The organism is Methylosinus sporium, from assembly GCF_003113265.1.
GTDB classification, from domain to species: Bacteria; Pseudomonadota; Alphaproteobacteria; order Rhizobiales; family Beijerinckiaceae; genus Methylosinus; species Methylosinus sporium.
Genome location: NZ_PUIV01000004.1, coordinates 34,175 through 60,784 on the forward strand (window position 1 = coordinate 34,175; position 26,610 = coordinate 60,784).

Genomic DNA, 26,610 nt, shown 5'->3' on the forward strand with positions numbered 1-26,610 from the left:
GGGCGTCAGCTATGCGTGAGCCGGGCGAGCGCCAAAACGGCGCCGAGAATGACGAGCGTCTGAAAGCCGATCGTTCCGAACAGCCATTTGATGATCTCGGCTTTCGTGGCCTCGAGCTTCGCCTCGAGGCGAAGCTCGGCTTTTTCGATCTTCGACTCGACGACGGCAAGATCGGCCTTGGTCGCCAGCTCCTGGCTCGTCGCCTCGGCGAAAGCTTCGGCGGTCGCCTTGGCCTGAGCGTGCGGGACGCCGGCGGCCTCGAGCTTCTCCACAAACTTCAATGTATCGAATGCGACTGCGGCGCTCATTTCGGTTCCTTGTCGGAGACGCCTGGAATATGACGCGGCTCGGCCTTCGCGTCCAGCGCCGGGACCTCCTCCGCCTCACGCCTCGCTTTCAGCCGGCACGGGCGCGAGGCGTCCCGCCTCCCAGCCGATGATCGCCTGCTTTCGCGTCAGCCCCCAATGATAGCCGGTGAGCGCGCCGCTCGCCCCGAGCACGCGATGGCAGGGCACGACGAAGGATATCGGGTTGCGCCCGACAGCGGCGCCCACCGCCCGCGCGGCTCCCGGCTTACCGAGCCGCCGCGCGATCGCCCCGTAAGTCGTCGCCCGGCCCATGTCGATGTCGAGCAGCGCCTCCCACACGGCCACGTCGAATTGCGAGCCGATCAGCACGAGGCGCAAAGGCTGCTCTCGTCGCCATTCCGCCGGATCGAAGGCGCGTCGCGCGTAAGCCGCGGTCGCCGGGCCGTCGAACGAAAATCGCGCCTTCGGCCAGCGGCGGCGAAGATCGTCGAGGGCCTCCGCACGCGCGCCGTCGACAAAGCCGAGCCCGGCGAGACCGCGCTCCGTCGCAACCAATATCGCCTCGCCGAAGGGCGAAGAATGGAAGCCGTAGCGCATCTCCAATCCCTCGCCGCCGCGCTTATATTCGCCCGGCGTCAGCGCCTCATGGGTGATGAAGAGATCATGCAGGCGCGAGGGGCCGGAAAGGCCGAGCGATAGAGAGGCGTCGAGCAGGCTCGCCTCGCCGCCGAGCAGCGCGCGCGCATGGCGCAAAGTCAGCGCCTCGAGCAAGGCCTTGGGCGAGAGCCCCGCCCAGCGGCGGAACAAGGCGCGCAAATGCGCTTCGGAAAGGCCCGCCGCCGCCGCCATCTCCTCGACCGAGGGCTGCCGGCGCCAGTTCTCGCCGATGAAGCGGATCGTCTCGGCGACCTTCTCATAATCCTCCTGCGGCCGCGTTTCAGCGAGAGGAGGGATCGTATCGGAGCGCAGGGTCATGCGGCGCATCATGGCGCGGGCGGGCGGGCGCCGCCACCCGAAAACGTCACGAATAATACGGCCCGCGCTTGGCCTCCGCGAGCGCGCGGGAAAGCTCCTCGGCGAGCGCCGCCTTCTGTTCCGGCGCGAGAAAGCCGCCGATCTCGATCCGCTCTCCGCGTGAGACGAGCAGCACGCGCTGCATCCCGAACTCCTCGTCTTCCTCCGTCTCGAGCCGCAGCCAATAAGTGTCGAAACGCCGCTCCCGCCGCAGGCCATAGGCGCTCTTCTGGACGATCACCAGCTCGAAGGGGGTAAGGCTGAGAGTTTCGAAGGCCTTGGCCGAGCGGAAGCTGACGCGGAGCGCGACATAGAGCGCCAGAACGTCGAGCCCCATGAAGCCGACCACCGGCCAGGCGCCGAGAATATAGAAGGGCACGGACAAGACGCATGTGCCCGCGCCGAACAGCAGGATGAACACATGCGCCTGCCGCAGCGTCATCGAGCGATGCGGGATCAGCCGCGTCTGATAAATGGCTTCCGCAGAAGGAGCGCTCGCCGTCACGCCGCCGCCTTTCGTTCTCCAGAACGTCGAGTTATAACGCCTTTATGCCGAACGAAAAGAGCTCGCTCGCCAAGGCGCGGCGCCCTGCATCGCCGCGCAGCCGCGAGGCGGCGCGCATAGAGGAGATTTTCGCGCGTCTCGAGGCGGCCGATCCGCATCCCAAAGGCGAGCTCGAGCATGTGAATGTCTTCACTCTGCTCGTCGCCGTCGTGCTCTCCGCCCAGGCCACGGACGTCGGCGTCAACAAGGCGACGCGCGCTCTATTCGCGATCGCCGACACGCCGCAAAAAATGCTCGCGCTCGGCGTCGAAGGGCTCTGCGGCTATATCAAGACGATCGGCCTCTATCCGACCAAGGCGAAGAATGTCATCGCCCTCTGCGCGCAGCTGATCGAGAAGCACGGCGGCCAGGTTCCCTGCGATCGCGAGGCTCTGCAGGCGCTGCCGGGCGTCGGCCGCAAGACCGCCAATGTGGTGCTCAACATCGCCTTTCATGTGCCGGTGATCGCGGTGGACACGCATATTTTCCGCGTCTCCAACCGGCTGCCGCTCGCCAAGGGCAAGACTGTCGAGCAGGTGGAGGCGGGCCTCGAGAAAATCGTGCCCGAGCGCTTCAAGCTGCACGCGCATCACTGGCTGATCCTGCACGGTCGCTATGTGTGCAAGGCGCGCCGGCCGGAGTGCGAGCGCTGCATCATCGCCGATCTCTGCCGCTTCGAGGGCAAGACGATCTGATCGGCGCGATTCTTCTCTCGCGCTTCCCGCCGGCATGTGCGCCGGCGCACCAACGCGCGCCCGCTCCATCGCTAGACCAGAGCCATAGAGCGTCCGGATCGAAGAGGAGGCGGCGATGCGTTTCGAATTTTCCGCCTCTCGCGCCGAGCGCGCGCCGGCCGACGCGAATCAGAAACGAATCATTAACGCAGCCCGTAAAAAAGGCGCACGGCGGGCGTTTTCGCAGGCGCCCGCTCGAGCCGCCGGGAACAGAAATATTTTCAACGAATTGGAACCAAAATTTTAGCCGTGCGGCGCCCGATCTCCGCGCTTGTCGCGCCGCCCGCGCCGACTTATACGGATTTCTCCGCTTTCGCGCGGACAGTCCCAGTTTCCGGCGCTTCGCCGTCACATCACGGCTCCATGCCCACTCTCTATCATCATCCGCTCTGCCCCCATTCCCGCTTCGTGCGGCTGATTCTCGCCGAATACGGGATCGAGACGACGCTGGTCGAGGAGCGGGCGGCCGAGCGGCGGCGGGAGTTTTTGACGCTGGACCCGGCCGGCAAGACGCCGGTGCTCGTCGACGACGACGGCACCGTGGTTCCGGGCGCGAGCGTCATCGTCGAATATCTCGAGGATTGCCTGCCGCCGGACTTCCGCGGCCTGCGGCTCATGCCGCTCGGACTCCACGAGCGCATAGAGACGCGCCGGCTGATCGAGTGGTTCAATGTCAAATTCTTCGACGAGGTGACGAATTATCTGGTCATGGAGAAAGTCTACAAGCGCTTTCTCGCGCCGGAGATCGGCGGCGGCGCGCCGGACATGGACCTGCTGCGGGTCGCGCGCGCCAATCTGCGTCCCCATATCCGCTACATCGGCTATCTGACCGAGGCGCGGCGGTGGCTGGCGGGCGAATCCTTGACCTATGCGGATTTCGCCGCGGCCGCCCATCTCTCCTGCGTCGACTATCTGGGCGACGTGCCATGGGACGAAGACGAGACGGTCAAGCATTGGTATCAGCGGATCAAATCGCGTCCGGCCTTCCGTCCGCTGCTGGCCGATCGCACGCCGGGCATGACGCCGGGGCCGGTCTACGCCGAGCTGGACTTCTGAGCCTCGAGCAGGCGCTGCGCCGCCGGGCTGCCGAGCTCGGCTTCGATCTCTGCGCCATCACGAGCGCTGACGCTCCCGCCGAGGCCGGCAAGCGTCTCGCCCAATGGCTCGCCGCCGGCGCCCAGGGCGATATGGAGTGGATGGCGGAGACCGCCGAGCGCCGCGCCGCGCCGCGAGCGCTGTGGCCGCAAGCCCGCTCGGTGATAATGCTGGGGATCGATTATGGCGCGCCCGGCGATCCGCTGGCGATTCTTTCCAGGCCCGATCGCGGCGCGATCTCGCTCTACGCCCGCCGGCGCGATTATCATGAGGTAATCAAGGGAAGGCTGAAGCAGCTCGCCGGATTTCTGGTGGCGCAGACCGGCGGCGGCGAAGTGAAGGTCTTCGTCGACACGGCGCCGGTGATGGAGAAGCCGCTGGCGCAGGTTGCCGGGCTCGGCTGGCAGGGCAAGCACACCAATCTCGTCTCGCGGCGCTTCGGCTCCTGGCTGCTGCTCGGCGCGATCTTCACCGATCTTTCGCTCACGCCCGATGCGCCCGAGGAGGACCATTGCGGCTCCTGCCGCGCCTGTCTCGACGCCTGTCCGACCAAGGCCTTTCCGGCGCCCTATCGGCTCGACGCGCGGCGTTGCGTCGCCTACCTCACCATAGAGCACAAGGGCCAGATTCCGCGCGAGTTTCGCGAAGCCGTCGGCAATCGGATCTTCGGCTGCGACGATTGTCTTTCCGTCTGCCCCTGGAACAAATTCGCGCAGGCGACGCGGGACGCCAAGCTCGCCCTGCGCGAGGACCTCTCCGCGCTGCCCCTCGTCGATCTCGCCGCGCTGGACGACGCCGGCTTTCGCGCGCTCTTCGCCGGAACGCCGGTCAAGCGGCTCGGCCATGCGCGCTTTCGGCGTAATGTCGCCATAGCGATCGGCAATTCGAAACGTCCCGCTCTCGCCTTCGCGGTCGAGCCGCTGCTCGGCGATTCGTCGCCGCTGGCGCGCGGCGCCGCGGTATGGGCGCTGGCGCGGCTGCTGCCTATGGGAGATTTTTCCATGCTCGCCGGGAAGGCCCTACCGAAGGAAGACGACGGCTCCGTACGCGAGGAGTGGGCAAAAGAGACACACCCAACGAAAAAGTGACGTCGCGACACAGATTGCCGCGGCGCAACGCCGGCGCGTCCATGGATTCGCCGCAGCACAAACAGTAGAGTTCTCCGCGCCGCCCTCGGGGCGCGCGCCCCACGCCGAACGCCGCCGCCATGTCCAATGTTTCGCGACGCACAATAGATGATCCAGCCGCCGAGGCGGCGCGCCTTTTGGCGCGCCTCAGCATAATGCTGCTGTTCATCATCTCACAGCTGGCGCCGATCGTGACGCGGCAGACCATCTATATTCTGCTGCCCATCGGCGCCGCTCTGCTGCTGCTCTCGGCGAGCCTCGCGCCACAGACGCGGCGCCTGCGGGAGATCGCCGCGCTGGCGCTGACGCCGACGGCGCTGGCCGCATTCTTCTTCGTCGGCTGGACCGGATTGTCGCTCGCCTGGACGCCTTTCGGCGCCGGTCCGGCCGAGCGCTACGCCAAGAGCGCCGCGACTCTGGCGCTGGTCGCCGCCGCCTGCGCGCTGCTGCCGACGCGGACCAAGACCTCCAATCTCAATCTTCTGCCGATCGGCACCGGCGCCGCAGCGGCGGCGCTCGCCGCCGTCGCCTTTCTCTCGGCGAGCAGCGGCGATCAGCCCGCCGATCTCGACAGCAACGCCCTGCAGCGCGCCGGCCTCGGACTGGCGCTGGCGATCTGGCCGGCGCTCGGCGCGCTGGCGCTGCGCGGCCGCTGGGTTTCGGCCGCGATCGTCGCCCTCGTCAGCGTCGCCGCCTGCCTGCTGGCGCGCGCGCCAAATGTCTTGCCGGCGCTCCTCGTCGGCGCGCTCGTGCTGGCGCTGTCCTTCGGCAAGGCGCGGCGCGCCGGCTCGCTGCTTGCGATCCTCTCGGCGGCTCTGATCCTGCTCGCGCCGCTGGCGCCGATTCTCCTGCATTTCGCGGCGCCCGAGCGTCTGCCCGCCTTCGCTGCGCCGCTGGAGAATTGGGGACTCGAAACCTGGGGCCGAATCATCGCCAATGACGGGCCGCGGCTTCTCATCGGCCATGGCTTCGGCGCGGCGGTGTTCGGCGTCGCCGGTCATTATCTCTATCCCGACACGCCGCGCAGCCTGCTGTTCCAGGTATGGTTCGATCTCGGCATTCTCGGCGCGCTCGGCCTCGCCGCCGTCGTCGCGCGCGCCTTCTATGTCATCGGACGGACGCGGCCGGTGCTCGCGCCTTTCCTGCTCGGCGGATTGGCGACCGGGCTGACGATCTGCGTGCTGGGACCGGCAGCCGAGCAGCTCTGGTGGCTGACGCTCGCCGGCCTCGACGCTATCGCCTTCGCGCTCGTGCTGAAAGGTCAGTTCCGCACGCGCCGCCCGCGCGTCGAGCCCAATTGGGGCATGGGCCGAATCGGCGCCCGCTGAGTCACTGCGAACAGGCGATTCCCCGCGTCACGCTCACCTGGCCGTCCGAGCCTTCGACGCGGGTGACGGCGAGCACGCAATCCTCGTCATCGCCGCCATAGACGCGGCCGATCAATATGGCCGGTCCGTCGCCGAAGGGACGCAGCGCCGTCGCGCTGTCGCCGAGCGTCGCTTTAACGATCGGGAGCGGGGCGAGGGCCGGCTGGAACCGCGCGCCGAGCGAGGGCGTGGCGGCGACGGATGCCCCGAGGCTCGCGGCGACGGTCACGGCGGCGAGGATGGAAAGCTTACGCATGGAACAACGCTCCCGGCGAAGGGCCGACGGGAGCGACCAATTCTCCCCGAAGCGTCGGCCGCGCCTCTCATGGGCTGTAACGCGGCGACGTCCGGGAGGGTTGCAAGCAGAGTAGAAACCGAAAGGCGAGGCCAAAGCCTCACCCTCTCGTTACTCGCAGACGCGGGTGGGGCGATAGCCGATGACGACGCCATATTCGTCGAACACCGGCCGGCGCTCGCGCCAGCAGCGATAGGGCGGCGGCGCTTCATAGACGGGCGCCGGATAATAGGCCGGCGCGCCGTAATAGGGCGGCGGAGCCGGACGCGCCGCCGAGCTGCCGGCGAGCGCGCCGAGCGCGAAACCGCCGATGCCCGCCGCAATGGCCGCGCCCGGATCGCCCGCGGCCGCTGGCGCGGCGGTGACGATCGGCGCCACGCCGAGGGCGAGCGCGACGAAGACGCCCGCGATTTTCCGTCCCGAAATCTCCTTCATGACTCTCTCCATTACCCCTCGAGGCGTCGCTCGCACGGCCTGTCCCCGAGCAGCCCACTCGCCGAGCGCGGTCGATGAAAACGAGAAAACGTAAATGAACGGCGAAAACGTGGCCGCTATGCTCACGCCGCGCGATTTTCGCGCGGCGATGCATTCACGCCACAGCGCCGCGACGCGGTTGCGGCGGAATGGGAAAGCGCAGCACGATGCGCGTGCCCTTGCGGCGAATCGCCGGGCTCTGCGCCACGACCGTCCCGCCCATCGCCTCGACGAGGCCCCGGCAGATGGAGAGGCCGAGACCGGCGCCGGCCTTGCGCCCGTCGACGCGGCCGCCGCGATAGAATTTCTCGAATATGCGCTCGAGATCGGCCGGCTTCACGCCCAGCCCTTCGTCGGTCACGGTGAGCAGCAGATCGTCGCCATCGCGCCGCGCATAGACGGAGGCCTGTCCGCCGCCATATTTATGCGCATTGTCGAGCAGGTTGAACACGATCTGCCCGAGCAGGCCGGCGTCGCCGCGAATCGCCGGCAAATCCGGCGCGAGGCTCGCCGAGACCTTCAAATCGGGAAACTCCTTCCGGCTGCGCTCCATCGCCGAACGCACGGCGTCGCCGACATCGACCAATTCGCGCCGCGGCGCCAGCGCGCCCGATTCGATGCGCGACATATCGAGCAGATTGACGATGAAGCGCGACAGGCGCGCCGCCTCCTCCTCTATGGAGGCGAGGAGATCGAGCCGATCCGTATCGGCGAGCCGATCGCCGAGCTGACGCAGGCTGGTGACGGCGCCGGTGATGGAGGCGAGCGGCGTGCGCAAATCGTGAGAGAGCGAGGCGAGCAACGTCGTGCGCAGCTTCTCACTCTCCTCGAGCGCGGCGACGCGCACCGATTCCCCGGCGAGCAGTGAACGATCGATCGCGATAGCCGTCTGCTCTAGAATGGCGGTCAGCATACGCTCGCTCTGCGCGGAGGGCGTCTCCGGCGCGGCTTTCGGCTCGAGGCCGATTACGGCCATGACGCCGCGCGACGTCGTCAGCGGACGAAATTCGAAGCGAATATTCGGCAGAGTGCCGCTGCGCAGACCGGCCGGCTCGCCGCGCTCATAGGCCCAGCGCGCCGCCGCCTCCTCTTTGGCGTCCAAGCGGTCGATCGGCGGCCAGGCGGCGGAAATCGTCAGCTCGCCATCCTTCGGCACGAGCAGCGCGACGCATTTGGCGTCCAGCGCTTTCTGCGCATGGACGGCGGCGGCCCACAGCACCTCGTCGAGCGAGGCGGCGCTCGACAATTCGCGTGAGAATTCGAACAGAGATTGCGCCGCCTCCGCCCGCGCGCGCATGGCGCGCGACTGCTCACGCACGCGGCCGGCGAGCGAGCCCGTCACTATGGCGACGAATGTGTAGACCAGCAGCGACAAAAATTCATGCGCCTGCGAAATGCTGAATTGATAGCGCGGTTCGACGAAAAAGAAATCGAAAGCGAAGAAGGAGAGAATGGAGGCCGCGACCGCCGACCAGACGCCCGCCGCGAGCGCGCAGAACACGACGGAAGCGAGGAAGATCATCCCGAGATTGGGAAGACGCAGCCACACATCGAGCGGCCAGGCGACGAGAATGGCGAAGGCGACGGAGGCGAGCGTCGCCCCGAGGCCGCGCCAGAACTCGCCATGAGCCGATCGCGCCCTGCGCGGCCGCGCCCCTTCCGCGACGTTCGCGCGGCTTTCCGTGATCACCTGCACGGCGATATCGTCAGATCGCCGCACGATCTCGTCGGTCAGCGATCGGCGCCGCAAGCGCGCGAGAAGGCCCGCATGGCTGCGGCCGACCACGATTTGCGTAATATTCTCGCGCCGTGCGAATCTCAGCGTCTCGCCGGCGAGATCATGGCCGACGACGCGCTCCACATCGGCGCCGAGACGCTTGGCGAGACGCAGCGCATCGTCGACCCGCCGCAAGCGTTCCGCGTCCTGCTCCTCTTCTCCCGCGCGCTCGACATGCAGCGCGATCCAGGGCGCATTCAATCCGGTGGCGAGACGCGCGCCGGCGCGCACGACATATTCCGACAGATCGTCGCCGCCGACGCAGACGAGCAAGCGCTCCGATGTCGCCCATGGTCCCTCTATGGCGCTCTGGCGCAAGTAGTCGACCATCTGATCGTCGACGCGTTCGGCCGTGCGGCGCAGCGCCAATTCGCGCAGAGCGGTGAGATTGCGCGCTGTGAAGAAATGCTGCACGGCGCGCCGCGCCATATCGGGCACATAGACCTTGCCCTCGTTCAACCGCTGCAGCAGCTCGTCCGGCGTCACATCGACGAGCACGACCTCGGCCGCATCCTGCAGCACGCGATCGGGCACGGTCTCGCGCACGGCGACGCCGGTGATGCGCGCGACGACGTCGGCCAAGCTCTCGAGATGCTGAATATTGAGCGCGGTCCAGACGTCGACGCCGCTGTCGAGCAGCTCCTCGACATCCTGCCAGCGCTTCGGGTGACGGCTCTCCGGCGCATTGCTGTGCGCGAGCTCGTCGACGAGGATGAGCGCCGGATGTCGCGCGAGCGCCGCGTCTATGTCGAATTCCTCGAGCGTGCGGCCGCGATAATCGATTTTTCGCCGCGGCAAGGTCTCGAGCCCTTCCGCCAAGGCTTCCGTCTCGCCGCGGCCATGCGTCTCGACGAGGCCGATGACGAGATCGACGCCGTCGGCCGCGAGCGCGCGGGCGCGCGCCAGCATCGCATAAGTCTTGCCGACGCCGGGCGCGGCGCCGAGAAAGACGCGCAGCTTGCCGCGCTTCTCCCGATCCGCCAGCGCGAGCAGCGCATCGGGATCGGGCCGGCGCTCGAACTCGTTTCCCGCCTCCGCCATTTTCCTCTCTCGCGACGCTCGTGCTTCGACGACAGAAAATGCTCGCGGCGCGCCGCGCGCGCAAGCGCTGCGGCCACCAAAATCGCCGCATCCGCCCGATCTTTATGAAGCCCTTATACGATCGGTCGAATCGCGAATGGCTCCCTTACGGCTCTTCTGCGCATGTTTCGCGCCGTCGACCCTTCAGGAGAGGCGAAAATGTTCCAAATCATCGGCGCGGCGATCGCCGCCATGGCGCTCGTCGCGGCCTATGCCGCGGCTTGGCGCATCTATCGAACGGCATGGGTGCGAAAAGCCGCGGACCCGCTCGACGTGACGGATGCGCTCACGCGCTTTCTCCGCGCCCGCCATCGCCGCCGCCTGAAGGCGCGCTTCGCCAGCGCGCGCAGTTAAAAATTCAAACAAGGAGCCGATCCATGCTCGACCTCGTCTATCTTTGCCTCAGCGCCATCTTCTTTGCGCTGATGGGAGCCTATGCGCGTTTCTGCGGAAGATTGTGAAAGGACCAGCTCATGTTCGAACCCGCGCTCGGCCTGAGCGTCGCCGTCCTGCTCGGCGCCTATCTTCTCTACACGCTTCTTCATCCTGAAAAGTTCTGACGCTATTCGTCCGGCCTTTTTGCAAAGGACTCCGAAATGAACGCCATAGGTCTGGCGCAAATCGCGATCGTGCTCGCGGCCGTGATGGCCGCGGCCGTTCCGCTCGGCGCCCATGTCGCGCGCGTGCTCACCGGCCAGCGCAATCTCCTCTCGCCGATCCTCTCGCCCATCGAAAGGCTTTTCTACAAATTGTCGGGCGTCGATCCCGCGCGCGAGCAGAGCTGGCTCTCCTATACGATCGCCATGCTCGTCTTCAGCGTCGCCGGCTTCGGCTCGCTCTATGCGTTGCAACGATTCCAGCATCTTCTGCCGCTCGATCCGCAAGGCTTCGATCCCGTCCCGGCCGATCTCGCCTTCAACACAGCGATCAGCTTCGTCACCAATACGAATTGGCAGAATTACGCCGGCGAAACGACGATGAGTCATCTCACGCAAATGCTCGGGCTCACCGTGCATAATTTTCTCTCCGCCGCGACCGGCCTCGCCATGGCCTTCGCGCTCGCCCGCGGCTTCGCCCGCGCAGAATCGCCGACGGTCGGCAATTTCTGGGTCGATCTCACGCGCTCCACCCTCTATCTGCTGTTGCCGCTCGCGATCGTCTTCGCGCTCGTTCTCGTCGCGCTCGGCGTTCCGCAGACGCTCCTCGGCTCCGTCGAAGCGACGACATTGGAGGGCGCGAAGCAGATCATCGCCATCGGCCCGGTGGCGAGCCAGGAGGCGATCAAGGAGCTCGGAACCAATGGCGGCGGCTTCTTCAACGCCAATTCCGCGCATCCTTTCGAGAGTCCCGACGCGATCACCAATTCGCTCGAGATCTTCGCGCTGCTCGTCATCCCCTTCTCACTCGCTTTCGCCTTCGGCCGCATCGTCGGCGATATTCGCCAGGGCCGCGCGATCGCGATCACGATGATGATCGTGCTCGTCGTCGGCATTCTCGTCGCCTATTGGGCGGAGGCCGGCGGCAATCCGCTGCTCACCGAAATCGGCGTCGATGCTGCGCCCGGCAATATGGAGGGCAAGGAAGTGCGTTTCGGCGTCGCCACCAGCGCGCTCTTCGCCGCGGCGACGACCGGCACCAGCACGGGCGCCGTGAATTCCATGCATGATTCCTTCATGCCGCTCGGCGGGCTCGTGCCTTTGTTCAACATGCTGATGGGCTCCATCGCGCCCGGCGGCGTCGGCGCGGGACTCTATGGCTTTCTCGTGCTCGTCGTCATCGCGGTCTTCGTCGCCGGCCTGATGGTCGGCCGCACGCCGGAATATCTCGGCAAGAAGATCGAGACGCGCGAGATGAAGCTCGCCATGCTCGCCGTGCTCGTCTATCCGCTCTGCGTGCTCGGCTTTTCGGCGGCCTCTGTTCTGGTGAAGACCGGCCTCGACAGCCTCAACAACGCCGGCCCGCACGGACTATCCGAGATCCTCTACGCCTTCGCCTCGACGACCGACAATAATGGCTCGGCCTTCGCAGGGCTCTCCGGCAACACGCTCTGGTACAATACGACGCTGGGCCTCGCCATGGCCTTCGGCCGCTTCGCCTATGTGATTCCGGTGCTCGCCATCGCCGGCGCGCTCGCCGAGAAGAAACGGGCGCCGGCGTCGAGCGGAACCTTCCCGACGCATGGCCCGCTCTTCGTCGGCCTGCTGATCGGCGTCATCGTCATCCTCTATCTGCTGCAATATTTCCCTGCGCTCGCGCTCGGCCCCATCGTCGAGCATCTGCTGCTGCAGTCCGGCAAGCTCTTCTGAACGGAGTTCGCGCAATGTCTTCGAAAGCTTCGGCTCCCGGCCTCTTCGACGGGACCATTCTGCGCCGCGCGGCGATCGACGCTTTCTACAAGCTCGATCCGCGTAGGCTGGCGCGCAATCCGGTGATCTTCGTCACCGAAATCGTCTCCGCCGTGGTGACGATCCTCTTCATCCGCGATCTCGTCGCCAAGGACGGCGACGCGCTCTTCTCGGGCCAGATCGCGGCCTGGCTGTGGTTCACCGTGCTCTTCGCCAATTTCGCGGAAGCGGTGGCGGAAGGGCGCGGCAAGGCGCAGGCCGACGCGCTGCGCCGTACGCGCAGCGACGCCGAGGCGAAGCGCGTCAGAGGCGGCGCGACCGAGACCATTTCGGCGCTCGATCTGAAGATCGGCGACGTCGTCCTGGTCGAGGCCGGCGATCTCGTCCCCGGCGACGGCGAAGTGATCGAAGGCGTCGCCTCGGTCAATGAATCCGCCATCACCGGCGAATCGGCGCCGGTCATTCGCGAGGCCGGCGGCGATCGTTCCGCCGTCACCGGCGGCACGAGCGTTCTCTCCGATTGGATCAAGGTGAAGATCACCGCCGCGCCGGGCTCCACCTTCATCGATCGCATGATCGCGCTCGTCGAAGGCGCCGAACGGCAGAAGACGCCGAACGAGCTCGCTCTGTCGATACTTCTCTCCGGGCTGACGATCATCTTCCTCATCGTCTGCGTGACGCTGTGGCCGCTCGCCGATTATTCGGGGACCCGGCTGTCGCTCACAGTGCTGGCGGCGCTGCTCGTCTGCCTCATTCCGACGACGATCGGCGGCCTGTTGTCGGCGATCGGCATAGCCGGGATGGATCGGCTCATCCGCTTCAATGTCATCGCCACATCCGGCCGCGCGGTGGAAGCGGCGGGCGATGTCGACACTCTGCTGCTCGACAAGACCGGCACCATCACTTTCGGCAATCGCATGGCGGATGAATTCATCGCCGTCGGCGGCGTCGGCGAGCATGAGCTCGCCGAGGCGACGCTGCTCGCCTCGCTCGCCGACGAGACGCCGGAAGGCCGCTCCATCGTCGCTCTGGCGCTGCGCCGCTATGGCCTCACGGCGCCGGAGGTCGGCAGCGACCTTCGCGTCGTTCCCTTCACCGCGCATACGCGCATGTCGGGCGTCGATCTGCCGGGCCGCGCGCTGCGCAAGGGCGCCGTCGACGCGATTCTCGCGCAGAGCGAAACGTGTAGCCTGCGCGAAGCGCCTGCGGATGCGCGCATGAGCGGCGGCGGCGCGGAAATTCTGGAGCGCGCCGGACATGCGAGGCTCGCCGCGCCGGAGGATTTTTCCCGCGCGGTGGAGCGCATCTCGCGCGCCGGCGGCACGCCGCTCGCCGTCAGCGAGAATGGGCGTCTGCTCGGAGTCGTGCATTTGAAGGACATCGTCAAGCCCGACATAAAGGCGCGCTTCGCAGCGCTACGCGCCATGGGCATAAAGACGGTGATGGTGACGGGCGACAATCCGATCACTGCGGCCGCCATCGCCTCGGAGGCCGGCGTCGATGATTTCATCGCGCAGGCGACGCCCGAGGACAAGCTCACCTATATTCGCCGCGAGCAGCAGGGCGGGCGCCTCATCGCAATGTGCGGCGACGGCACCAATGACGCGCCGGCGCTGGCGCAAGCCGATGTCGGCGTCGCCATGCAGACCGGCACGCAGGCGGCGCGCGAAGCCGGCAATATGGTCGATCTCGACAGCGATCCGACCAAGCTCATCGAGATCGTCGCCATCGGCAAACAATTGCTGATGACGCGCGGCTCGTTGACGACATTTTCGATCGCCAATGATGTCGCCAAATATTTCGCCATCATTCCGGCGCTGTTCGTGATCGCCTATCCAGAGCTCGGCGCGCTCAATGTGATGAAGCTCGCCTCGCCGCAATCGGCGATATTGTCGGCGGTGGTGTTCAACGCGCTCATCATCATCGCGCTCATCCCGCTCGCGCTGAAGGGCGTCGCCTATCGGCCCGTCGGCGCGGCGGCGCTGCTGCGGCGCAATCTGCTGATCTATGGTCTCGGCGGCGTCGTCATTCCCTTCATCGGCATAAAGATCATCGATCTCATCGTCACCGCTCTGCATCTCGTGTGAGGAAGCGCCCATGATCTCGCATCTTCGACCGGCGATCGTGATGATCGTCCTCTTCACCCTTCTCACCGGCCTCGCCTATCCGCTGGCGATCACCGGCATTGCGCAGCTCGCTTTTCCCGAGCGCGCCAATGGCAGCCTGATCGAGCGCGATGGAATCGTCGTCGGCTCCTCGCTGATCGGGCAGAATTTCGCGTCCGAGCGCTATTTCCACGGCCGCCCTTCGGCGACCACGGCGCCGGACCCGAATGATTCGAGCAAGACCATCGACGCGCCCTTTAACGCCGCCAATTCGGGCGGCTCCAATCTCGGCCCGACCTCGAAAAAGCTCGTCGATCGCGTCAACGCCGCGATAGAGGCGGAATTTTCGGCGGGACGCATAGACGTCGTCGCGGCCGACGCCGTCACCACCTCCGCCTCCGGTCTCGATCCGCATATTTCGCCGCGCTTCGCTCTGGCTCAGGCGGCGGCGGTGGCGGCGGCGCGCGGAATGCCGGAGGCGCAGGTGCGCGCCCTCGTCGAGACAAAAGTCGAACCGCGGCTCGCGGGCGTCATCGGCGAGCCGCGCGTGAATGTGCTGGCGCTCAATCTGGCGCTGGACGCGCTGGCGCGAGCGCAGGCGGCGCGGTGAGCCCTCTTCCGTCCGGAGGCGCGAAGCCCTATTGAAGGGAGGACTCACTTAAGCCGGATCGAAGAATGAATGTTCTGCTCATCGGCTCGGGCGGCCGCGAACATGCGATCGCCCGAGCGCTTTCCAAAAGCGCTCTGCTCTCGCGGCTCTACGCCGCGCCCGGCAATCCCGGCGTCGCCGAGGTCGCGGAGCTGGCGCGGCTCGATGTTTCCGATCACGCCGCCGTGGCGGGCTTTTGCGCGGAAAAGAACATAGAGTTCGTCGTGGTGGGGCCGGAGCAGCCGCTGGTCGAGGGCCTCGCCGATTCGCTGCGCGCGAAGGGCGTCGCGGTTTTCGGCCCTTCGAAAGCGGCCGCACGACTCGAGGGCTCGAAGGGTTTCGTCAAGGATATCTGCCGGGCGAATGCGATTCCGACCGCCGATTACGAGCGCTTCGCCAATGAGGAGAAGGCGCTCGCCTATCTGCGCGAGAAGGGCGCGCCCATTGTGGTGAAGGCCGACGGCCTCGCCGCCGGCAAGGGGGTGGTCGTCGCCGAGACGCTCGAAGAGGCGGAGCAGGCGGTCGCCGACATATTCGCCGGCGCCTTCGGCAAATCCGGCGCGGAAGTCGTCATCGAAGAAAAGCTCGAGGGCGAGGAGGCCTCCTTTTTCGTGCTCTGCGACGGGACCCATGCGCTGCCCTTCGCTTCGGCGCAGGATCACAAGCGCGTCGGCGACGGCGACAGAGGGCCGAACACGGGCGGAATGGGCGCCTATTCGCCGGCGCCTTGCTTCACGCCGGAAATCGAAGCGCGCGTGATGCGCGAGATCGTGGCGCCGACATTGCGCGCCATGCGCGAGATGGGCGCGCCGTTTCAGGGCGTGCTCTTCGTCGGGCTGATGCTGACGAAAGACGGGCCGAAGCTCATCGAGTTCAATGTGCGCTTCGGCGATCCCGAAACGCAGGTCTTGCTGCCGCGGCTCGAGGACGATCTGCTCGAGCTGATGCTCGCCTGCGCGCGCGGCGCGCTGCCCGAGCGAAAGATCCGCTTTTCGCCGCAGACCGCGCTCGCGGTCGTTCTAGCCGCGAAAAACTATCCGGGAACGCCGCTGACCGGCACGGAAATAAAGGGCCTCGAGCGCGCCGGCGAAATCGCGGGCGTCATCGTCACCCATGCCGGCACGCGGCGGGAGGGCGACAAGCTCGTCGCCGCCGGCGGGCGCGCGCTCAATGTCGCCGCTCTCGGCGCGACTGTGCGCGACGCGCAGGCGCTGGCCTATCGAGGCGTCGATGCGATAGACTGGCCGGACGGATTTTGTCGCCGCGACATAGGCTGGCGCGCGATCGAACGGGAAAGATAGAACGAGAACCTGTTTGCGGGGAGGCCACATGGACAAGATCGCGCCCAATCTCACCGGCGTGCCGGAGACCATGTTGTGGACGCTGCACAATCGCGCCGGCGAGGCGCTGCGCGAAGACGGCCTGCTAAGTGACGAGAAGCTCGTCGAAATCTATCGCGCGCTCGATTATGATTATGAGGCGAGCTTCGGCGCGGCGCAGCCCTCGCACGCCAATCGCGCTCTCGTCTTCGACAATGCGCTGCGCGCCTTTTTGGCGGCGTATCCAGACGGTGTGATCGTCAATCTCGGCGAAGGATTGGAGACGCACAGATTTCGCATCGCCGACACGGGCGAAGCGCTGTGGATCACCGTCGATCTGCCGGAATCGATCGCCATTCGTGAGCGCTTCATAGAGCCCGACGCGCGCCATCGCCATGTGTCGCTGAGCGCGCTCGATCGCCGCTGGTTCGACGAGGTCCCGCCGGGCCGACCCGTCTTCATCGCGGCGCAGGGGCTGTTCATGTATCTTCCGCCGGAGGAGACCGCAGAGCTGATACGCGAAATGGCGCGCCGCTTTCCGAAGGCGAGCCTGCTATTCGACCATGTTCCGCGCTGGCTCTCCAAAGCGACGCTGAAAGGTCATGCGCTCACGCCGAATTTCACCATACCGCCCATGCCCTGGGGAATAGATCGCAGCGAGATCGAGCCGACATTGCGAAGCTGGGCGGCGATCGAAACGGTTGAGATTTTCGATTACCGCGTCTATCGCGGGTGGCGCGGGCGCCTTTTCGGATGGCTGTCGCGCCTCGCCTTCATTCGCGAGCGCGTCCCGGCGATCACGCGCGTGACCTTCGCCTGACGAGCGGCGCGCCGAAGACTTGACAGTTGCCGGCCGCTGCCGATTATGCCGCCATGATGATGCGGCGGAGACGATTCAGCAAAGAGCCATTCGGCGCGCTCTCGCGCATCGTCGCGATCTTGTCGGTGCTTCTGGGACTGACGATGAACGCCGGGCCCGCGCACACGGTCCCGGCCGACGAGGCTTCGCTCACCGCGACGACGCAGAACATCTGCGCGACTCATCGCGGCGGCCATGAGCACGAAAGCTCCGGCTGCTGCTGCCTGCAGGCGACGGCTCGGCGCGATGCGACGGTCTTTGTCGCGATACTGCTCGGCGTCGTCCATTTCGCATGTCCCGAAGCGCCGTCTTTCGCCGCGCGATCCACGACAGCGAGCCGCGCGGGCGTGGCTCTGCCGACGACGCCCCGGTTGTCGCGAGCTCCGCCCCTTTTCTCCTGATCGGCCCTATGCGGCTTTCCCGCTCCGTTCTTTGATCTGCGCGCGCGATCCTGCCGCGCCAGGAGAAATTCGTCATGACTCGCACTGCTCTTTCGCGCGGCGTCTCCGCCGGCGCGCTCCTCGTCGCGTCTCTTTCCTCCGCCATGGCGCAAGAGGCGCTTCCCTCCATCGATATCGCCGCCGAAGGCGCGCCCTCCGCGCGGGAACAAATAGCCTCGGCGCCGGGATTTTCTCCCGAGAAGAAAGCGCTTCCCGTCTATCGCGATCCGACTGGCCAAACTTTCACGACGGTGAAGCGCGAGGACTTCAAGACCTCGCCGCTCGTCACCATCGGCGATCTCGTCCAATACAGCCCCGGCGTCTCCTTCAAGCAGGGCAATGGGCCGCGCGACATGACGCTGTCGATTCGCGGCTCCGGCGCGCGCATCGGCGGCGCGATGCGCAATATCGTGCTGCTCGAGGACGGCTTCACCATGACGCAGCCGGACGGCTTCTCGCGCACCGATTCGACCGATCCGCACGCCTATGCGGGCGTCGACGTCTATCGTGGCCCCTCCTCCGCCCTGTTCGGCAATTGGGCCAATGGCGGCGCCATCAATTTCCGCACCCGCACGGGCGCCGAGATCGACGGCGTGGAGACGGGCCATGAAGCCGGCAGCTTCGGCTATCTCACCAATTATACGACGATCGGCAAGAAATACGGCGATTTCGACATCGCCCTCTTCGCCAGCGACGCACGCGGCGAAGGCTCGACGACGCATACGGAATTCAACACGCAGACGGTGAATCTGAAGGCGAGTTACGAGGCGACCCCGACCGATCGCTTCACCTTCAAATGGGTCCACAATCAGCTCTACGGCAATGTGCCGGCGCGCATGTCGCTCAATCAATTCTATTTCGATCCCTATCAGCGCGGCTGTTACGGGCTGCCCACCCCGTCCACCATCGTCAGCCGCAGCCTCTGCGGGCAGACGGCGGTGTTCCTCAACGGAACCAATGGCGCGACGGCGCAGGTCTCCGCGTTGCAATCTGGGTGGCATCGCAACGATCGGCGCGACATGCTCGGCCTGCGCTGGGAGCACGACATAGACGCACAGACGGTGCTGCGCACGCAATTCATTTATGACGACAAGGATTTCTACCAGCCGATCGACACGCCGGTCACTTATGGCGACGCGCCCTCGATCAATATTTCCACCGACCTCACCCATCACGGCGCGCTGCAGGGCCGTGAGCTGACCAGCAATTTCGGCGTCTGGTACAATCACACGCGCTTCACCACCTACTCGCAAAATCTGCTCGGCTGGGGCAATGGCGATCTCGGGCCATTGCTCACCAACAAGCAGGAGATCATGCATTCCAATCTCGGCGGCCGTTTCCGCGAGGAGCTCGAGCTCGCGCCGGATGTGACGGGCGTGATCGCTCTCGCCACGGAAATGAGCAAGGTCGCGGCGCTGTCCTCTTCCGTCTCCTATCCCTCCGGCGCGCTGACCACCGTGCCGGCCAATCGCACCTTCTGGAATTTCGCGCCGGAAGCCTCGGTGACCTGGCGGCCCGATCGCGAGTGGAAATTCTATGCGCGCGCCTCGAGCGGCTATGGAACGCCGCAATATGGCTTCCTCTTCGTCAATCAACAGGGGCTCGACGGCAATAACACAAATCTCAAATCGCAGTGCAATTCGGGCTTCGACGCCGGCTTCGACTGGACGCCGACGGAGACGCTGAAAGTCACGCTCAACGGCTTCTACGAATGGTATCAGAACGAGATGCTGACGCAGTCGCCGGGCAATGGCCTCAAGAACTACACCTATAATGCGCCGGGCTCTGTCCATCGCGGCGCGGAGTTCCTGCTCGACTGGCGGCCTATCGACGGCTGGCGACTGCTCGCCAATTACTCCTACAATAATCAGATCTTCACGAGCTTCGTCGAGCAGCGTGGGCCGAGCTCGTTTTTCAACCGCGCGGGCTATAAGATTCCCGGCGTCGCTCCGCATGAGCTGACGACGCGCATCGGCTACGACATTCCGCAGGGCGACTTCAAAGGCGTCGGAGCCTATCTCGAATATGTGCTGAAGAGCTCCTATTTCATCGACAATGGAAATCAGCTCACCATACCGGGCTATGGCCTCGTCAATCTCAACATGCATTACGATCGCGACGTATCGATCGGCTTCCTGAAGAACATCTCCGCCTTCGTCGAGGTGCGCAATGTGTTCGACAGGACTTACGTCGCCTCGGCGACGGTGATCGCCAATTCGCTCACCTCGGGATTTCAAAATCCCGGCTTCGTGCTCGCGCAAAATTCGACCGGCTCGATTTATTCCGGCCAGCCGCGTGCGATACAGGGCGGCGTGAAGTTCAAATTCTGAGGCGAGGATCGCCGCTATTCTCCCCCGCCGAAGGCGCGGGAGAATAGCGCGACGTCGTCAGCCGTTCGGCTCGCGGTCGGCGGCGAAGATCATGCAGCTCGTCGTCGCATGAGCGAGCAGGCGCCGCCGCGCGTCATAGAGCCGCGCTTCCGCCGTCGCGACGCTGCGGCCTCTGTGCAGCACATTTCCCTCGGCGTGAATGTCGACGCCGGCCGTGATCGCGCGGGTGAAGTTCACCTTGAACTCCAGCGTCGTATAGAGCTGGCCCGGCGGCAGCGTCGTATGCACGGCGCAGCCCATCGTCGAATCCAGCAGCGCGGCAATATAGCCTCCGTGAACCGTTCCGAGCGGATTGTAGTGGCGCTCGTCCGGCGTCGCCGCGAAGACCACCCGCCCATCCTCTATCTCCACGGGGCGGAAGCCGAAAAAGAGCAATATGGGCGGAACCGGCAGGGCGGCTTCGCCCATGGCCCGGACGATGTCCAGCCCGCTCATCGAGCGCAGGCGCTCCAGCGGCAAGGCGCCGCCGACATGAATCCTCGTTTGATCCGACATGAGGCGCTCTCCCCTCTATAGTCGCGCGTGAAACTGCGTCTTATATTTAGTTTCGTCAAGAGACCAAACAGGGCCCGAGCGAGACGATGCGAAACGAGCAATTCCCGGATCAGGCCTGTTCCGTGGCGCGGGCGCTGGAGATCGTCGGCGAATGGTGGACGCTGCTCCTCATCCGCGAGGCTTTTCTCGGAACGCGACGCTTCGGCGAATTCGAGCGCAATCTCGGCGTCGCCAAAAATGTGCTGAGCGAGCGGCTGTCCAAGCTCGTCGCCTGTGGCGTGCTCGAACGCGTCGACGTTCCGGGGCGCGGCAATCCGCGCGATTACCGTCTGACCGAGAAGGGCCGCGACCTGTTTCCGGTTCTGGTGGCGCTGATGCAATGGGGCGACCGCTGGGCGGCGCCGGCGGGGCCTCCGCTGCGGCTGCTGGAGCGGTCGACGGGCGAGGAGATCGCGGCGCTGTGCGTGAGGGGCACCAGTGGCGCGGCGCTCGCCCCGCAGGAGGTGAGAATCGCCCCCGGTCCCGGCGCGGATGAGAAAATCCGCCGGCGCCTGGCCGACGCGGCTTCGGAAATACTCCCGAGATGACGGCGGCTCCGGCCGCCGCTATCCTCGCCATGGCGCCGTCGATGCGCCGGCGGGCGGGCCGAGACGAACGAGGGTTGAACCCTCGGCCGGTTTCGTGTGAATGCTCTCCACTCTCATCTGGATCGCCGGCTCGATGATGCGCAGCTTTTTCAATGTCGCGCCCGGCGCCGCCGGAACATCTCGCGGAACGGAAGCGGGCGGCGCATCCGTTCGGTCGGGACGAAAAGCGACGCTCTCGCCGTCCTTTTTCCGCAATGCGGCGTTCGAATGTCGCTTCTGACATGAGCTTGAGAGCAGACCCGGCCGAACGTCTGATAACGCAGCCCGAGAGCGAGGGACCTGCGAAGCCTTCGCTCGCGCCCATCATTCTTTCGGCGCTGGTCCATATTTTCGTCCTGGCCGTCTTTCTGCTCGAGCAAATGCTGGTGTCGATCGATATTCCGACGATGGAGCAGGAAATTCCGCTCGAAGTGGTCGCCGAGGCGCCGCAGCCGCCACAGGAACAGCCGCAACCAGAGCCGGAGCCCGAGAAAGAGCAGCCCAAGCCCGAGGAGAAGGAGAAGCAGAAGCCTCCGCCGCCGCAAAAGCTCGTCGACGACGAGAAGCCCGCCTTCGACGCGCCGCGCGCGCCGAATCAGGAAAAGCTCGACCGCGAGGCGCCGGATCAGGAGACTAAATCCGCCCGTCGCGAGCCGCCCAATGAGCAGCGCGCCGCCAAGCCTGCGCAGGAAAAATCCGCCGATCCGCGACAGCAGCAGGCGGCCAGAGCCGAGCCCGCGCCGGCGACGCCCAAGGCGGAGGAGGACAAGCCCGACGCCGAGATCGTCGAGCAGGGGCAGCCGCAGCTCGAGGCGCGGCTCGACGACAGGCGGGGCGATGTCGAGATCAAGGCCTCGCCCGAGCCCAAGCCGAAATCCATCGCCGATCAGCTCGCCTCGCTGGAGCCGCTGCCGGATTTCAAGCTTTCCGGCTCCTCCAAGCCCGCGCCGGTCAGCGGCGGCACGGCGAAGACCACTTATCTCTCCGTCCTCTACGGGCTGATAATACCGCATTTGCATGTGCCGCCGCCCTTGCGCAACAAGACGACGCCAAATCATGGCGTCGTCGTGTTCTTCATCGACGAGGGCGGGCATCTCACGCATCAGGCGGTCTATCGCTCGAGCGGCTTTCCGGAGCTCGACAACGCCGCCCTGGCCGCCGTGCGCCGCGCCGCGCCTTTCCCCGCGCCGCCCTATGGCCATCCGCGCGGCATCCAATTCCACTTCGATCCGAAATGAGGGCGTTTTGAGCGTGATGTCGGCGGCGCGTGATGCGGCCGTAAATGGCGCATTATTGCGCGTGACGGGCCTTTCCAAATCCTATCGCGGGCCGCAGGGGCCGCTGCCCGTTCTGCGCGGCGTCGACCTCGCGCTCGCCGCCGGGACGAGCCTCGCGCTGATGGGCGAGTCGGGCAGCGGCAAGAGCACGCTGCTGCATCTCGTCGCCGGGCTCGACCATGCCGATAGCGGCGCCATTCGCATCGACGATGTGGAAGTGACGAAGCTCGACGACGACGGCCGCGCGGCGCTGCGCCGCAAGACGCTCGGCGTCGTGTTCCAACAGTTCAATCTCGTGCCCAGCCTGACCGTCGGCGACAATCTCGCCCTGCAGGCGCGGCTCGCCGGGCGTTACGATTGCGATTGGCGCGACGCGCTCGCCGACCGCCTCGGCCTTTCGGCGCTGCTCGATCGCTATCCCGAGCAATTGTCGGGCGGGCAGCAGCAGCGCGTCGCCGTCGGCCGGGCGCTGGCGCCGCGCCCGCGGCTGCTGCTCGCCGATGAGCCGACCGGCAATCTCGATGAAGCGACCGGCGACGCCGTGCTCGATCTTCTGCTCGAGCTCTCCGCCACGGCGGGCGCCGCGGTGCTGATGGTCACGCATAGCGCGCTGCTCGCAGCGAAGCTCGACCGCCGCGCCACGCTCGCCGGCGGAAGGCTCGCTCTATGAGACAGTTCCTCTACGCGCTCGCCACGCTGGCGAGTCATTGGCGGCGGCGGCCCGGCCAATTCGCCGCGCTCTTCGTCGGCCTCGCCATAGCGACTGCGCTGTGGAGCGGCGTCGCGGCGCTCAACGATCAAGCGCGCCGCAGCTATGACCATGCGGCCGGCGCGCTCGGCCTCGGCGCCTCGCCCAGTCTCGTTGCGGCGAGCGGCGGTTTTTTCGTGCAGGATATGTTCATCGCGCTGCGGCGCGCCGGCTGGAAGGTCTCGCCGATCCTCGAGGGGACGATCCGCCTCGGCGACAAATCCTATCGTCTCGTCGGCGTCGAGCCGCTGACTCTGCCCAAAATCTCCAGCGCCAAAATGCCGACGGGCGAGGCGCTGAATGATTTCCTCGGCCCGCCCGGCCGTGCGCTGGCCGCGCCGCAAACTCTGCGCGCGCTCGGCCTCGCCATGGGCGCGACGCCGAGGATCGGCGACGCGGATAGGCTGCCGCCGCTCGCCATCGCCGAAGACCTCTCGCCGGGAATGATCGTCGTCGACATCGGCGTCGCGCAACGCCTGCTGCATCGGCCGGCGCGTTTGTCGCGCCTGCTCATCGCCGAGGAGCCCGCGCCGGATGCGCCCGCGCTCGCAGCCGTCATCGGCGAGGCTCTACGCCGCGTCGAGGCGGATGAGGCGCCGGAACTCGCCAAGCTCACCGACAGCTTTCATCTCAACCTCACCGCCTTCGGCCTTCTGGCCTATGTGGTTGGGCTGTTCATCGCTCATGCGTCTTTCGGCCTCGCCTTCGAGCAGCGCCTGCCCATCATTCGCACGCTGCGCGCGATCGGCGCATCCTTGCGCGCGCTCACATTCGCGCTGATCGCGGAGCTGACGCTGCTCGCGCTTCTCGCCGGCGTAGCGGGAATGATCGGCGGCTATCTCATCGCCGCCGCTCTGCTGCCCGATATGGCCGCGAGCCTCGAAGGACTCTATGGCGCCGAGCTCGACGGCGCGCTCGGCCTCGCGCCCTCCTGGTGGATATCCGGAATCGGCATGGCGCTGATCGGCGCCGTGATCGCCGCGGCGAGCGGTCTCGTCAAGACTCTGCGCCTGCCTGTGCTCGCCATAGCGCAGCCCTTCGCCTGGCGCGAGGCGCAGCGCCATTGGCTTTATCGCCAAGCGGCGCTCGCCGCTCTCGCGCTCCTGGGCGCGGCGGCGGCGCTGCTCTTGGGCGAAGGGCTCGAGGCCGGCTTCGTCTCCATGGCGGGATTGCTGCTCGGCGCGGCGCTCGCTCTGCCGCTGCCGCTCGCCGCAATGCTGCGACTCGGCGAGCGACGCGCGCGCGGACCGCTCACAAAGTGGTTCTTCGCCGATGCGCTGCAGCAGCTTCCCGGCCTCTCGCTGGCGCTGATGGCGCTGCTGCTCGCGCTCTCGACCAACATAGGCGTCGGCTCGATGGTGGAGGGCTTCCGTCGCACATTCGCGCAATGGCTCGATCAGCGCCTCGTCGCGGAAATCTATTTCGAAGCCGCGAGCGAGACGGACGCGCATCGGATCGAGACCTGGCTCGCGCGCCGCGAGGACGTCGCCGCCATTCTACCGCTGTGCAAGGCGAAGACGACTCGGCGCGCCTCGGCTATCGAAACCGCTTGGCCCGTCGAGATCGTCGGCGCGCCGCCGCATGAGACATTCAGCGCGCATTTTCCATTGCTCGAAACGCGCGCCGACGCTTGGGGCTCCGTCGCGCGCGGCGACGCCGCCCTCGTCAGCGAGCAGCTCGCGCGGCGTCTTCGTCTGGAGCTCGGCTCTCATTTGAACATACCGACGCCGACAGGCGATTGGCGCGTCGAGATCGTCGGACTCTATCCCGATTACGGCGCCGCCAAGGGCCAGCTGCGCGTCGATCGCGATGCGCTCGTATCGCGCTGGCCGGACGCGCGCAAGCTCGACTATATGCTGCGCGCCAAGGCCGAATCCGCGCCCGATGTGATGCTCGCGCTGCAATCGGAATTCGGAGCCGGCGTCGCGCGCATCATCGATCAGGCGGCGCTGAAGCAGCGCTCGATGACCATATTCGAGCGCACTTTCGCCGTCACCGCCGCGCTCGACGCGCTGACGCTCGTGGTCTCGGCCATTGCGTTATTCGCCAGCCTCACCACGCTCGCCGCCGCGCGCACGCCGCAGCTTGCGCCTCTATGGGCGGCGGGCGTCTCGCGGCGCAGCCTCTCTCTGCTCGAATTCGTGCGCGTCACGCTGTTCGCGGCGGCGACGGCGCTCGTCTCCGTGCCGCTCGGCCTCGCGCTCGCTTATGATCTCGTCGCCATCGTCAATGTCCGCGCCTTCGGCTGGCGCCTGCCCTTTCATGTGTTTCCATCGCAATGGCTCGAAGTCTTCGCTCTGGCGCTGCTCACCGCCGCGCTCGCCGCGCTATTACCCATTCGCCGTCTCGCGCGCATCGCGCCGGCGTCGCTGCTCGCGGTCTTCGCCAATGAACGCTGACGCGATGCGCGGCCTCTTCCTCTCGCTGGCGCTCTGCGCCGCCTCTTTCGCCCACGCAGAGGGTTTCGCCGGCCTCGGCGATGAGGCTCGAGGCTTCGCCGAGCCGCAGCCCGGCCATAGGCTCGTCTTTCCGCGCGATCATGGCGCGCATCCGCAATTTCGCATCGAGTGGTGGTATCTCACCGCCAATCTGAAAGACGAGTCCGGCAAATCCTATGGCGCGCAATGGACCTTGTTCCGTCACGCCCGCGCGCCCCAGGACGGCGAAGGCTGGGACAGTCCGCAAGCCTTTGTCGCGCACGCGGCCGTCACGACGGACACGCTGCATCTCTTCGCCGAGACCCGCGCGCGCGGCGGCGTCGGACAGGCGGGCGTCGAGGCGGCGCCATTCCGCGCCTTTATCGATAATTGGTCCTTTTCCGCGACAGAATCCAATCTCTCCGGCGCGAGCATAGCCGCCGTCGCGCCGCGCTTTCGCTACACGCTCGCGCTCGCCGCCGACGAGCCGCTCGCGCTGCATGGCGAAGCCGGCTTCAGCCGCAAATCGGAGAGCGGACAGGCCTCTTATTATTACAGCCAGCCTTTTTTCCGCGTCGACGGCGCGCTCGCCATAGACGCCGCCGAGCGCAAGGTCACGGGCCGCGCCTGGATGGACCATGAGTGGAGCAGCCGCCCGCTCGCCGCGGATCAGAAAGGCTGGGACTGGTTCTCGCTGCATCTCGACGGCGGCGCAGCGCTGATGCTGTTTCGCTTGCGCAGCGACAAGACGCTCCCCTTCGTCTCGGGAAGCTTCATCTCCGCCGATGGCGCGGCGCGCGCGCTCGCGCGCGACGATATTTTTCTCGAGCCGCTGGAGCAGAGCCTCGTCTCCGGCCGCCTGCTGCCCATACGCTGGCGTGTACGCGTCGCGAGCCTTCGCCTCGACATAGAGGCGAAGCCGCTCAATTCGCAGAGCTTCATGGGAACCGGCCTCGGCTATTTCGAAGGGCCCATCGCCGTCTTCGGCTCGCATCGCGGCGAGGGCTACCTCGAGATGACGGGATACTGAAGCGCCGGTTTCGATTCTCCGCCGAAGCTTGATCCGAATGTCATCGGCTCTATCCATACTGGGACGCTTTCTTCTGACGCAACGCTCTCGCCGGA

Annotated in this window: 26 protein-coding genes; 18 read left to right on the forward strand and 8 right to left on the reverse strand. The window is 66.3% G+C overall.

All coding sequences use genetic code 11. The features are described 5' to 3' along the window. Positions 1–5: 5 nt before the first annotated feature. From C5689_RS04340 to C5689_RS04350, 3 genes are all read right to left on the reverse strand, one after another. Positions 6–308 (reverse strand): CCDC90 family protein, encoded by a 303-nt coding sequence (locus C5689_RS04340; RefSeq protein WP_108916044.1) that lies wholly within the window; start codon positions 306–308, stop codon positions 6–8. Positions 309–383: 75 nt separating this feature from the next. Further along, positions 384–1,283 carry a bifunctional helix-turn-helix domain-containing protein/methylated-DNA--[protein]-cysteine S-methyltransferase gene (locus tag C5689_RS04345; RefSeq protein ID WP_244594580.1) on the reverse strand — a complete coding sequence of 300 codons (900 nt, stop codon included), beginning with the start codon at positions 1,281–1,283 and terminating at the stop codon, positions 384–386. A gap of 46 nt (positions 1,284–1,329) precedes the next feature. Continuing rightward, complete coding sequence (locus C5689_RS04350) at positions 1,330–1,827, reverse strand: DUF2244 domain-containing protein (RefSeq protein WP_108916046.1); 498 nt, start codon at positions 1,825–1,827, stop codon at positions 1,330–1,332. A 44-nt stretch (positions 1,828–1,871) separates the two neighbouring features. On the opposite strand from C5689_RS04350, the gene nth reads away from it, so the two are divergent. The 5 genes from nth (at position 1,872) to C5689_RS04370 (ending at position 6,150) form a co-directional block, all read left to right on the forward strand. After that, positions 1,872–2,561: an endonuclease III gene (gene nth / locus C5689_RS04355; RefSeq protein ID WP_108916047.1), complete on the forward strand. Its 690-nt coding sequence runs from the start codon at positions 1,872–1,874 to the stop codon at positions 2,559–2,561. Positions 2,562–2,676: 115 nt separating this feature from the next. After that, positions 2,677–2,847 carry a hypothetical protein gene (locus tag C5689_RS18345; protein ID WP_158271748.1) on the forward strand — a complete coding sequence of 57 codons (171 nt, stop codon included), beginning with the start codon at positions 2,677–2,679 and terminating at the stop codon, positions 2,845–2,847. Between the two features lie 116 nt (positions 2,848–2,963). Then, on the forward strand, positions 2,964–3,656 hold the full coding sequence (locus C5689_RS04360) for a glutathione S-transferase family protein (protein WP_108916173.1): 693 nt from the start codon (positions 2,964–2,966) through the stop codon (positions 3,654–3,656). Next, positions 3,554–4,783, forward strand: a complete 1,230-nt coding sequence (gene queG / locus C5689_RS04365; protein WP_244594581.1) for a tRNA epoxyqueuosine(34) reductase QueG — start codon at positions 3,554–3,556, stop codon at positions 4,781–4,783. The genes C5689_RS04360 and queG overlap by 103 nt, the downstream gene beginning before the upstream one ends. Positions 4,784–4,902: 119 nt before the next feature. Next, complete coding sequence (locus C5689_RS04370; RefSeq protein ID WP_108916048.1) at positions 4,903–6,150, forward strand: hypothetical protein; 1,248 nt, start codon at positions 4,903–4,905, stop codon at positions 6,148–6,150. A 1-nt stretch (position 6,151) separates the two neighbouring features. On the opposite strand, the gene C5689_RS04375 is transcribed toward C5689_RS04370, so the two are convergent. From C5689_RS04375 to C5689_RS04385, 3 genes are all read right to left on the reverse strand, one after another. Further along, positions 6,152–6,445 (reverse strand): hypothetical protein, encoded by a 294-nt coding sequence (locus C5689_RS04375; protein ID WP_108916049.1) that lies wholly within the window; start codon positions 6,443–6,445, stop codon positions 6,152–6,154. Positions 6,446–6,595: 150 nt separating this feature from the next. After that, entirely contained in the window at positions 6,596–6,919 is a 324-nt protein-coding gene (locus tag C5689_RS04380; RefSeq protein WP_167398682.1) for a hypothetical protein, read from the reverse strand. Between the two features lie 154 nt (positions 6,920–7,073). Next, positions 7,074–9,776: a sensor histidine kinase gene (locus C5689_RS04385; RefSeq protein ID WP_108916051.1), complete on the reverse strand. Its 2,703-nt coding sequence runs from the start codon at positions 9,774–9,776 to the stop codon at positions 7,074–7,076. A 198-nt stretch (positions 9,777–9,974) separates the two neighbouring features. On the opposite strand from C5689_RS04385, the gene C5689_RS04390 reads away from it, so the two are divergent. From C5689_RS04390 to C5689_RS04420, 7 genes are all read left to right on the forward strand, one after another. Beyond that, a complete protein-coding gene (locus C5689_RS04390; protein WP_146188316.1) occupies positions 9,975–10,169 on the forward strand; it encodes a hypothetical protein in 195 nt (64 codons plus the stop codon). A 119-nt stretch (positions 10,170–10,288) separates the two neighbouring features. Next, a complete protein-coding gene (gene kdpF / locus C5689_RS04395; protein ID WP_108916053.1) occupies positions 10,289–10,375 on the forward strand; it encodes a K(+)-transporting ATPase subunit F in 87 nt (28 codons plus the stop codon). A 36-nt stretch (positions 10,376–10,411) separates the two neighbouring features. Further along, positions 10,412–12,121, forward strand: coding sequence for a potassium-transporting ATPase subunit KdpA (kdpA, locus tag C5689_RS04400; protein ID WP_108916054.1), 1,710 nt, complete (start codon positions 10,412–10,414; stop codon positions 12,119–12,121). Between the two features lie 14 nt (positions 12,122–12,135). Then, positions 12,136–14,247, forward strand: a complete 2,112-nt coding sequence (gene kdpB / locus C5689_RS04405) for a potassium-transporting ATPase subunit KdpB (protein WP_108916055.1) — start codon at positions 12,136–12,138, stop codon at positions 14,245–14,247. Positions 14,248–14,257: 10 nt separating this feature from the next. Continuing rightward, positions 14,258–14,875, forward strand: a complete 618-nt coding sequence (gene kdpC / locus C5689_RS04410; protein ID WP_108916056.1) for a potassium-transporting ATPase subunit KdpC — start codon at positions 14,258–14,260, stop codon at positions 14,873–14,875. Between the two features lie 65 nt (positions 14,876–14,940). Beyond that, positions 14,941–16,215 (forward strand): phosphoribosylamine--glycine ligase, encoded by a 1,275-nt coding sequence (gene purD / locus C5689_RS04415; protein ID WP_108916057.1) that lies wholly within the window; start codon positions 14,941–14,943, stop codon positions 16,213–16,215. 28 nt (positions 16,216–16,243) lie between these two features. Beyond that, positions 16,244–17,053, forward strand: coding sequence for a class I SAM-dependent methyltransferase (locus C5689_RS04420; RefSeq protein WP_108916058.1), 810 nt, complete (start codon positions 16,244–16,246; stop codon positions 17,051–17,053). A 43-nt stretch (positions 17,054–17,096) separates the two neighbouring features. Here C5689_RS04420 and C5689_RS18350 read toward each other — a convergent pair whose 3' ends face one another. After that, complete coding sequence (locus C5689_RS18350) at positions 17,097–17,264, reverse strand: hypothetical protein (RefSeq protein WP_158271749.1); 168 nt, start codon at positions 17,262–17,264, stop codon at positions 17,097–17,099. A gap of 303 nt (positions 17,265–17,567) precedes the next feature. Here C5689_RS18350 and C5689_RS04430 point away from each other — a divergent pair, with 303 nt between their 5' ends. Continuing rightward, complete coding sequence (locus C5689_RS04430) at positions 17,568–19,862, forward strand: TonB-dependent receptor family protein (RefSeq protein ID WP_244594582.1); 2,295 nt, start codon at positions 17,568–17,570, stop codon at positions 19,860–19,862. A gap of 57 nt (positions 19,863–19,919) precedes the next feature. Here the strand turns inward: C5689_RS04430 and C5689_RS04435 are convergent, their stop codons facing one another. Further along, on the reverse strand, positions 19,920–20,417 hold the full coding sequence (locus C5689_RS04435; protein ID WP_108916060.1) for a PaaI family thioesterase: 498 nt from the start codon (positions 20,415–20,417) through the stop codon (positions 19,920–19,922). Positions 20,418–20,503: 86 nt separating this feature from the next. Here C5689_RS04435 and C5689_RS04440 point away from each other — a divergent pair, with 86 nt between their 5' ends. The 5 genes from C5689_RS04440 (at position 20,504) to C5689_RS04465 (ending at position 26,515) form a co-directional block, all read left to right on the forward strand. After that, on the forward strand, positions 20,504–21,004 hold the full coding sequence (locus C5689_RS04440; RefSeq protein ID WP_108916061.1) for a winged helix-turn-helix transcriptional regulator: 501 nt from the start codon (positions 20,504–20,506) through the stop codon (positions 21,002–21,004). A gap of 281 nt (positions 21,005–21,285) precedes the next feature. Beyond that, entirely contained in the window at positions 21,286–22,281 is a 996-nt protein-coding gene (locus tag C5689_RS04450) for a cell envelope integrity TolA family protein (RefSeq protein ID WP_108916063.1), read from the forward strand. 16 nt (positions 22,282–22,297) lie between these two features. After that, on the forward strand, positions 22,298–22,990 hold the full coding sequence (locus C5689_RS04455; protein WP_108916064.1) for an ABC transporter ATP-binding protein: 693 nt from the start codon (positions 22,298–22,300) through the stop codon (positions 22,988–22,990). Next, entirely contained in the window at positions 22,987–25,467 is a 2,481-nt protein-coding gene (locus tag C5689_RS04460; RefSeq protein ID WP_108916065.1) for an ABC transporter permease, read from the forward strand. Before C5689_RS04455 ends, C5689_RS04460 begins: the two co-directional genes overlap by 4 nt. Further along, a complete protein-coding gene (locus C5689_RS04465) occupies positions 25,457–26,515 on the forward strand; it encodes a lipocalin-like domain-containing protein (RefSeq protein ID WP_108916066.1) in 1,059 nt (352 codons plus the stop codon). Before C5689_RS04460 ends, C5689_RS04465 begins: the two co-directional genes overlap by 11 nt. Positions 26,516–26,610 lie beyond the last annotated feature (95 nt).